8 protein-coding genes and 1 tRNA gene are annotated in these 7314 nt (G+C 63.6%); 6 read left to right on the forward strand and 3 right to left on the reverse strand.

What is annotated here, in order from left to right:
• Positions 1-230: 230 nt before the first annotated feature.
• The 3 genes from PG887_RS14840 to lolB all read right to left on the reverse strand — a co-directional run bounded on the left by PG887_RS14840 (position 231) and on the right by lolB (position 1741).
• Positions 231-305: transfer RNA gene (locus tag PG887_RS14840), tRNA-Gln, on the reverse strand.
• Positions 285-1163, reverse strand: coding sequence for a 4-(cytidine 5'-diphospho)-2-C-methyl-D-erythritol kinase (gene ispE / locus PG887_RS14845; protein WP_103244666.1), 879 nt, complete (start codon positions 1161-1163; stop codon positions 285-287). Before ispE ends, PG887_RS14840 begins: the two co-directional genes overlap by 21 nt.
• Positions 1163-1741: a lipoprotein insertase outer membrane protein LolB gene (gene lolB / locus PG887_RS14850; RefSeq protein WP_039039599.1), complete on the reverse strand. Its 579-nt coding sequence runs from the start codon at positions 1739-1741 to the stop codon at positions 1163-1165. Before lolB ends, ispE begins: the two co-directional genes overlap by 1 nt.
• Before the next feature lie 125 nt (positions 1742-1866).
• Here lolB and hemA point away from each other — a divergent pair, with 125 nt between their 5' ends.
• Genes hemA through kdsA form a run of 6 tightly spaced genes read left to right on the forward strand, consistent with a single transcriptional unit; the run spans position 1867 to position 7202 of the window.
• Positions 1867-3126 (forward strand): glutamyl-tRNA reductase, encoded by a 1260-nt coding sequence (gene hemA, locus PG887_RS14855; RefSeq protein ID WP_041212583.1) that lies wholly within the window; start codon positions 1867-1869, stop codon positions 3124-3126.
• A gap of 50 nt (positions 3127-3176) precedes the next feature.
• Complete coding sequence (gene prfA / locus PG887_RS14860; RefSeq protein WP_041215613.1) at positions 3177-4265, forward strand: peptide chain release factor 1; 1089 nt, start codon at positions 3177-3179, stop codon at positions 4263-4265.
• Positions 4265-5098 carry a peptide chain release factor N(5)-glutamine methyltransferase gene (gene prmC, locus PG887_RS14865; RefSeq protein ID WP_039039602.1) on the forward strand — a complete coding sequence of 278 codons (834 nt, stop codon included), beginning with the start codon at positions 4265-4267 and terminating at the stop codon, positions 5096-5098. Before prfA ends, prmC begins: the two co-directional genes overlap by 1 nt.
• A 42-nt stretch (positions 5099-5140) precedes the next feature.
• Positions 5141-5524, forward strand: coding sequence for a SirB2 family protein (locus tag PG887_RS14870; protein ID WP_039039603.1), 384 nt, complete (start codon positions 5141-5143; stop codon positions 5522-5524).
• An 11-nt stretch (positions 5525-5535) separates the two neighbouring features.
• Positions 5536-6336, forward strand: coding sequence for a SirB1 family protein (locus PG887_RS14875; protein ID WP_041212584.1), 801 nt, complete (start codon positions 5536-5538; stop codon positions 6334-6336).
• A gap of 11 nt (positions 6337-6347) precedes the next feature.
• Entirely contained in the window at positions 6348-7202 is an 855-nt protein-coding gene (kdsA, locus tag PG887_RS14880; protein WP_039039605.1) for a 3-deoxy-8-phosphooctulonate synthase, read from the forward strand.
• Positions 7203-7314: the final 112 nt, after the last annotated feature.

Here is a 7314-nt window from a genome sequence, read left to right on the forward strand (position 1 = left end):
CCTCGGGGTTGCATCCAGTATGTGGGGAGTCTGATTTTAGACCCGTATCGTTTGGGGGCAAACGATTTAGCAAGATGACGGACAAGGTCTCTGGGCGATGTCGAGGATGGCGTCTCATCACCCGCAGGGTGGGTGGACGGGAATCCACCTTGAGCGCCATCGCGTCAGATTGGCCCAAGACACATCGACGAGGTCAACACCTCCCGATGCGGCCTCAACAAGGAGAGAGTTGGCTGGGGTACTAGGATTCGAACCTAGGAATGGCGAGATCAAAACCCGCTGCCTTACCGCTTGGCGATACCCCAATCACTCACTTGTTGCAAAGTGACGAAGAGTGGTGATATGTTCTCGCCCTTGGCGACAAACCCATCCCAGCCTTCCGGCACTCTTGCCAACACCTTCCGAGCAGCCATTTCGTCTTCAAATCGAGCAAAGACGCAGGCGCCAGTGCCCGTCATTCTTGACGGCGCGTATTCTAGCAACCAGCCGAGCGCATTGGCAACCTCGGGGTGGCGCTTTTTCACCAGCAGTTCGCAATCGTTTTTCCACTCTCCTGCCAGCAGATTGTCCAGGGTCATCTTGGGGGTGTTGCGGGGCAGGTCGGGATCCTGGAACACGGCGGCGGTGGCCACATGGCAATCGGGCTTGAGTACCAGGTACCAGGCATCCGGCACCTCGATCTGTTGCAACCGCTCCCCCACGCCTTCGGCGAAGGCGGCCTTGCCCCGCACGAACACCGGCACGTCGGCGCCCAGCTGCACGCCGAGCTCGGCCAGCTCGTCTTCACTCAAGCCGGCTTGCCAGAGGTGGTTCAAGGCCACGAGGGTGGTGGCCGCGTCCGACGAGCCGCCCCCGATGCCACCGCCCATGGGCAGTACCTTCTCCAGCCGGATATGGGCTCCCTGCGGACTGGCCAACCGGCTCTGCAACAGTCGCGCAGCCCGGATGATGAGGTTCTGTTCATCGGGCACGCCGGGAATGGCCGGGCTCAAGGTGAGCTGGTCGCTGCCGGGGATCGGCTCGAATTCGAGCCAGTCGCCGTGGTTGAGGAAGATGAAGAGGGTCTGCAGTTCGTGGTAGCCATCGGGGCGGCGGCCATTGACGTGCAGGAAGAGGTTGAGCTTGGCCGGGGCGGGCCAGCGGATCGGCGCCTGGTCGTGCATCATGGTGCCAGGGTCCACTCGTTGATCTGCAGCTTGAGACGGCTCTCCTGCCCGGTCATGGTGAGCAGGTGGGGCAGGCGATAGCCGTCCTGATCCCGATAGTCCCCGTAGACGATCTGCCACTGGCCGTCGCGCACGCTGGCGAGGCTGGCATCGGGGTTGAGCTCGAATTCGGCCTGCCCCGGCAATCCCTTGATCCACTCAGGCAGCCCGGCCACTGGAATGTGCCAGCCGGTGAGCTGATAGACCAGGAGCTCGGCATCCTGGCTCTGGTGTTGTTTTCCGTCGTTGTCGAGCAGAGTCACCTCGCCGCCGGTGCGGGAGAGTTCCAGAATATGGGTGCCGATGAGGCTGGTGAGGTTGAGGCGATAGTCATCGCCGTTTTGCTGCCAGTTGAGGCGGGCGCTGCCCTTCTGGCGGGCGGTGATGATGGCCATCTTGCCCGACAACTGCCAGTGTGTGAGGCGTTCGAGGCGGGCGCGCTCCTGCTGCCAGTTGACCTGATCCCGCTGGGGTTGGGTGGTGGTACAGCCCGCCAGCACCAGCAGGCAGGCGAGGGAGAAGATACGCAACAACAAGGTGGAGCTCCGCAGATGAGGTTTGCGACAGTATAAGGGGCGGCCGTATTGCTTTTAAAGACTTACCCTTTCTCGTACAATTGTCGGCCTCTACACCCTGTGCATGAAACGATCATCACCCACCCATGAGTCTGCTTGCCCTCGGAATCAACCACAACACCGCCAGTGTCGCCTTGCGGGAGCGGGTCGCCTTTGGCCCGGACCGCATCGATCGCGCCCTGCGTGAGCTGGTGGAGCAGCCTGGCGTCAGCGAGGCGGTGATCGTCTCCACCTGCAACCGCACCGAGCTCTATTGCAGCCTGGAGCAGGGGCAGGGGGAGCAGGTGCTGAACTGGTTGCAGCGGTTCCACGCGCTGGAGGCGAGCGAGGTGCTCTCCGCCATCTACCGGCACCAGGACGAGGAAGCGGTGCGACACCTGATGCGGGTGGCCTGCGGCCTCGACTCCCTGGTGCTCGGGGAGCCGCAGATCCTGGGGCAGATCAAGCAATCCTACGCCCACGCCCAGCAGGCGGATGCGGTGAAAGGATCCCTGGAGCGCCTGTTCCAGAAATCCTTCTCGGTGGCCAAACGGGTGCGCACTGACACCGAGATCGGCGCCAGCGCGGTGTCGGTGGCCTTCGCCGCCGTGAGCCTGGCCCGCCGTATCTTCTCCGACCTCTCCCAGACCAAGGTGCTGCTGGTGGGCGCCGGCGAAACCATCGAACTGGTGGCCCGCCACCTGCGCGAGCAGAGCGTGACCCGGATGATGGTGGCGAACCGGACCCTGCAACGGGCCCAGTTGCTGGCAGAGGAGTTCGGTGCCCAGGTAATGACCCTGGAGGAGATCCCGGACTACCTGCACGAGGCGGACATCGTCATCAGCTCCACGGCAAGCCCCCTGCCCATCATCGGCAAGGGCATGGTGGAGCGGGCGCTCAAGGCGCGTCGCTTCAAGCCCATGTTCCTGGTGGATATCGCCGTGCCCCGCGACATCGAAGCCGAGGTAGACGAGCTTTCCGATGCCTATCTCTACACGGTGGACGATCTGCAGGGCATCATCGAGCAGAACCTGGAGACCCGCAAGCGGGCGGCCGCCGAGGCGGAACTCATCGTGCAGGAAGAGCGCGACGAGTTCATGGGTTGGTATCGCAGCCAGCACTCGGTGGATCTCATTCGCGATTATCGCCATCAGTCACAGCAGGTCGCCGACGAAGAGTTGCAGCGGGCCCTGCTGGCCCTGCAACAGGGTGAAAATGCCGAGCAGGCGCTCAAGGCCATGGCCCATCGCCTCACCAACAAGCTGATCCACGCACCGACCCAGGCCCTGCGCCAGGCCGCCGCCCAGGGGGACAGCCACAAGCTGGCCCAACTGCGCCAGGTGCTGGGATTGTCACAAGAATCATAGTGTTGGGACGGCCCTTTGCCGTCCCGTCCTCCATCGAGAATCCAAGAGTCATGAACCCCTCATTGATCAGAAAGCTGGAAGGCCTCATCGAGCGCCATGAAGAAGTACAGGCCCTGCTCGGGGAGCCCGGGGTCGCCTCGGATCAGGACAGATACCGCGCCCTGACCCGGGAATACGCCCAGCTGGAAGATATCGTTCACGCCTTCCAGCGTTTCCGCCAGGCCGAAGAGAACCTCGACACCACCCGGCTGATGCTGGAGGAAGAGGATGCCGAGCTGCGGGAGATGGCACAGGAGGAACTGCCGCTCGCCAAGGCGACCTTCGAGGAGCAGGAGCAGGCGCTTCAGGTGATGCTGTTGCCGCGCGACCCCAAGGATGACAACAACTGCTATCTGGAAATCCGCGCCGGTGCCGGTGGCGACGAGGCGGCCATTTTCGCGGGGGATCTGTTCCGCATGTACTCCCGCTACGCCGAGCGTCAGGGGTGGCGTGTCTCCATCGTCAGCTGCAATGACGGCGAACACGGTGGCTACAAGGAGGTGATCGCCAAGGTGGACGGCGAGCACGTCTACGGCCGCCTCAAGTTCGAGTCCGGCGGCCACCGGGTGCAGCGAGTCCCCGAGACCGAATCCCAGGGCCGGGTGCACACCTCCGCCTGTACCGTGGCCGTGCTGCCGGAAGTGCCGGAAGCCGAGCAGGTGGAGATCAACCCCTCCGAGCTGAAGATCGACACCTTCCGCGCTTCCGGTGCCGGCGGCCAGCACGTCAACAAGACCGACTCCGCCATCCGCATCACCCACCTGCCCACCGGGCTGGTGGTGGAGTGCCAGGACGAGCGCTCCCAGCACAAGAACCGCGCCAAGGCGATGTCGGTGCTCTCTGCCCGCCTGCAGGCGGCCGAGGACGAACGCCACCGCGCCGCCGAGCAGAGTACCCGCCGCAACCTGGTGGGCTCCGGGGATCGCTCCGAGCGCATCCGCACCTACAACTATCCCCAGGGGCGTCTCTCCGAGCACCGGATCAACCTCACCCTGTATCGTCTGGGCGAAATCCTGGAAGGGGATCTGGACTGCGTGATCACCCCCCTGGTGCAGGAGTATCAGGCGGATCAGCTCGCCTCCCTGGCCGAGAGCAACTGATGCAGATCCAGCAGGCCCGTGCCCATATCATGGCGACCCTGGCCTCTGGGGAATCCCCCCGTGCCGACGCCGATGCCCTGCTCTGTCATCTGCTGGATTGCCGGCGCAGCTATCTGATGACCTGGCCGGAGCACGAGCTCGATGCCGCCCAGCAGGCAACCCTGGCGGGCTGGCTTGCCCGTCGCCTCAATGGTGAGCCCATTGCCCACCTCATCGGTGAGCGGGAGTTCTGGTCGCTGCCGCTGAAAGTGAGCCCGGCCACCCTGATCCCGCGCCCCGATACCGAGGTGCTGGTGGAACAGGCGCTGGCCCGCCTGCCGGGCGGCCCCTGCGCCCTGCTGGATCTGGGCACGGGCACCGGTGCCATCGCCCTTGCGCTCAAGTCTGAGCGACCGGATGCCGATGTATGGGCGGTGGACAGGATGCCGGCCGCGGCCGCGTTGGCCCGCACCAACAGCGCCGCCCTGGGGTTGCCCATCGAAGTGCGCGACGGCAGCTGGTTTGCGCCGCTCTCGGATGCACCGCGCTTTGCGATGATCGTCTCCAACCCGCCCTATATCGACGGGACGGACCCCCATCTTCACGAGGGGGACGTGCGTTTCGAGCCGCGCTCCGCCCTGGTGGCGGAGGAGCAGGGGCTGGCGGATATCCGCCTCATCGTCACCCAGGCGCCCGCCCATCTGGTGCCTGGTGGCTGGCTGTTGCTGGAACACGGCTGGGATCAGGGGGAGGCGGTGCGTCAACTCCTGCTGCAACAAGGCTACGTCCAGGTGGAAACCGTGCGCGATTACGGCGATAACGAGCGGGTGACCCTGGGGCGCCTGGCTCAGTGATATGACGGGCGGGCCCGGTCTGCCCCTGTTCAAGGAAATCTTATGTATGTTGTTCTCAAGCATCTGCACCTCACCCTGATTGCCGGGGCCGTGCTGATGTTTATCCTGCGCTTTTACTGGTTGCAGACCGGCTCCGCGCTGGCAGGGGGCGCCCGCACCCTCAAGATCAGCGGCTGGCTCAACGGCCTGGTGGTGCTCTCCGGTGTGCTGCTCTGCATGGTGCTGGGTCTCAACCCCCTCAACAACGCCATCCCCTGGCTGGCCGAGAAGCTGACGTCCATCCTGGTGGTGGCGTTTCTGGCCATGATGGCGCTGCGCCTGGCCCGCAGCAACGGCATCCGCTGGTTTGCCTTCCTGGGCGCACTGGGGTGGATCTTCTTTATCGCCAAGCTTGCGGTGCAAAAGCAGGCCAGCCTGTTCGGCTAGGAAGGATGACGATGATACGTGTGGATGAGTGGACCGACTTCGAGGCTCACGATCTGGCCGAGCTGGCGCTGTCGGTGAGCGACGAGATCCGGGGCCATGGCGGCACGGGAGAGGCCGAGCTTGCCCGCCTCGATGCCTGGCTGGACGAGACGATTGCCGAGGGAGACTGCGACGAGGTGCGCCGTCAGCTGTTGCAGGGTTTCTACCAGACCCTGGGCTTTCGTGGCGACTGGCAGGATTACTTCTCGTCCGCCAACTGCGATCTGGACCAGGTGCTGGCAAGGCGCAAGGGGATCCCGGTCAGTCTCGGCATCCTCCTCATCCAGCTGGGTCGCAAGATAGGGCTGGATGTGGAGGGGATCTGCTTCCCCGGCCATTTCCTCCTGAGTTTTGCCGGTCTGGACGGGGAGGTCTATGTGGACCCCTTCAACGGTGATGAACTGAGCCGGCACCGAATCGAACTGCTGCTGCGCGGTGCCCTCGGCAACCTGGCGAGTCTGAGCGATGATCATCTGCAGCCATCGGGGCAGTGGGAGATCATCGAGCGCTTGCTCAATGTCAGCAAGGGCGCCCTGCTGCGCGAGGAGCGCATGACGGAGGCGTTGCGCTGCAGCGAGCTGCTGCTGCGCATGAAGCCCGGCGATCCGCTGGAGACGCGGGATCGGGGCTTCATCTATGAGCAACTCGATTGCCCGCGCTTTGCCGCCGACGATTTCGAATACTTTATTGAACAATGCCCTGATGATCCCGTGGCCGATGTGCTGAAAACCCAGCTGGCCACCCTGGACCTCAGTCCCAAGCCCCTCCATTAAGGATCCCTGAGATGGAACAGAAGAATATCAAGGTCAACCAGATCGACGTCGCCAACGACAAACCTTTCGTGCTGTTCGGCGGCATGAACGTGCTGGAATCCCGCGACATGGCGATGGCGGTGTGCGAGAAGTACGTGGAAGTGACCAGCAAGCTCGGCATCCCGTTCGTGTTCAAGGCGAGCTGGGACAAGGCCAACCGCTCCTCCATCCACTCCTATCGCGGCCCGGGTCTGGAAGAGGGGATGAAGATCTTCCAGGAGCTGAAAGCGACCTTCGGCATGCCGGTGATCTCCGATCTGCATGAGCCCCATCAGGCCAAACCGGTCGCCGAGGTGGTCGACGTCATCCAGCTGCCCGCCTTCCTGGCGCGCCAGACCGATCTGGTGGAGGCCATGGCCCGCACCGGCAACGTCATCAACATCAAGAAGCCGCAATTCCTGAGCCCAAGCCAGATGAAGAACATCACCGACAAGTTCGAGGAGTGTGGCAACGATCGCCTGATCCTCTGCGAGCGCGGTGCCAACTTCGGCTATGACAACCTGGTAGTGGACATGCTGGGTCTGGGCGTCATGAAGAAGAGCACCGGCGGCTATCCGGTCATCTTTGACGTCACCCACTCCCTGCAGTGCCGTGATCCCCTGGGGGCGGCCTCCGGCGGTCGCCGCGAGCAGGTGACCGAGCTGGCTCGTGCCGGCATGGCGGTGGGCCTGGCCGGTCTCTTTATCGAATCCCACCCGGATCCGAAAATTGCCCGCTGCGACGGCCCGAGCGCCCTGCCGCTGGAGAAGCTGGAAGGCTTCCTCAAGCAGATGAAGGCCATCGACGATCTCGTCAAGGGCTTCGAGCCCCTCGATACCTCCGCCTGATCGCGATTTTTACTATCAAAAATGCCCCGCCATGCGGGCAATGCTGTTCACTTAAGCGGAGCCGCATTGCGATTTACCGGAAAACGGGTCTTTGATATCTTCACCGCCCTGG

Source organism: Aeromonas sp. QDB14 (assembly GCF_027707845.1).
GTDB classification, from domain to species: domain Bacteria; phylum Pseudomonadota; class Gammaproteobacteria; order Enterobacterales; family Aeromonadaceae; genus Aeromonas; species Aeromonas caviae.

Excerpts from the sequence above, each read along its gene's own strand:
- prmC (WP_039039602.1), top strand. The coding sequence starts at position 4,265 with ATGCAGATCCAGCAGGCCCGTGCCCATATCATGGCGACCCTGGCCTCT.
- kdsA (WP_039039605.1), top strand. The coding sequence starts at position 6,348 with ATGGAACAGAAGAATATCAAGGTCAACCAGATCGACGTCGCCAACGAC.
- hemA (WP_041212583.1), top strand. The coding sequence starts at position 1,867 with ATGAGTCTGCTTGCCCTCGGAATCAACCACAACACCGCCAGTGTCGCC.
- prfA (WP_041215613.1), top strand. The coding sequence starts at position 3,177 with ATGAACCCCTCATTGATCAGAAAGCTGGAAGGCCTCATCGAGCGCCAT.
- ispE (WP_103244666.1), bottom strand. The coding sequence starts at position 1,163 with ATGCACGACCAGGCGCCGATCCGCTGGCCCGCCCCGGCCAAGCTCAAC.
- PG887_RS14870 (WP_039039603.1), top strand. The coding sequence starts at position 5,141 with ATGTATGTTGTTCTCAAGCATCTGCACCTCACCCTGATTGCCGGGGCC.
- PG887_RS14875 (WP_041212584.1), top strand. The coding sequence starts at position 5,536 with ATGATACGTGTGGATGAGTGGACCGACTTCGAGGCTCACGATCTGGCC.